This is a genomic window from Vibrio sp. 1727, assembly GCF_033344415.1.
Taxonomy (GTDB): Bacteria; Pseudomonadota; Gammaproteobacteria; order Enterobacterales; family Vibrionaceae; genus Vibrio; species Vibrio alginolyticus.
The window spans coordinates 1-585 of sequence record NZ_JAWPOT010000473.1 but is presented as its reverse complement, the minus strand read 5'-3'; the positions used below and the strand labels follow the sequence as shown (position 1 = coordinate 585).

The following is a 585-nucleotide window of genomic DNA, read 5'->3' as shown; positions in this document are numbered from 1 at the left end:
CGGACATGTTGTGTACTTGACCATGAGATAAATCTGCTAAAAAGTGCTCAGACAGCATCAAAATGTCTTTGCCTCTTTTTCGAAGTGGAGGAATGGTCAGCGGTAATATATTGAGTCGATAAAATAGATCCTCCCTAAATTCTCCTTGTACGACTTCGCTTTTTAAATCCACGTGGCTGGCGGCAATCACACGACAATCAACATCGATAAATTTATCCGCACCTACTTTGTGTATTTGTTTGCTTTCTAAAAAGTGAAGGAGATGTATTTGAAGATCCGAAGGCATATCTCCAATCTCATCGAGAAATAAAGTGCCTTTGTGTGCTTTTTGAATAAAACCAATCCGGTCAGAAATGGCACCTGTAAATGCACCTTTTTCGTGGCCAAAAAGTTCGGAAGCAATCAAGCCACTTGGAATCGCACCGCAGTTGACCTCTACAAAGGGTGATGAGCGCCGACTAGATAACTGATGGATCAATCGAGCACATAACCCTTTACCCACACCAGTTTCACCTTGTATGAGTACTTCCGCGTCACATTGCGCGTACTTTTTAATGGCATTTCGAAGCTCGTGGATACAAGCGC

Annotated in this window: 1 protein-coding gene; it reads right to left on the bottom strand. The window is 42.7% G+C overall.

Going from position 1 to position 585, the window contains the following annotated elements; translation table 11 throughout:
- Nucleotides 1-577: sigma-54 factor interaction domain-containing protein (locus R8O10_RS26435; protein WP_318192126.1), on the bottom strand; the 577-nt coding region annotated here is incomplete at its 3' end.
- Between the last annotated feature and the right edge of the window lie 8 nt (nt 578-585).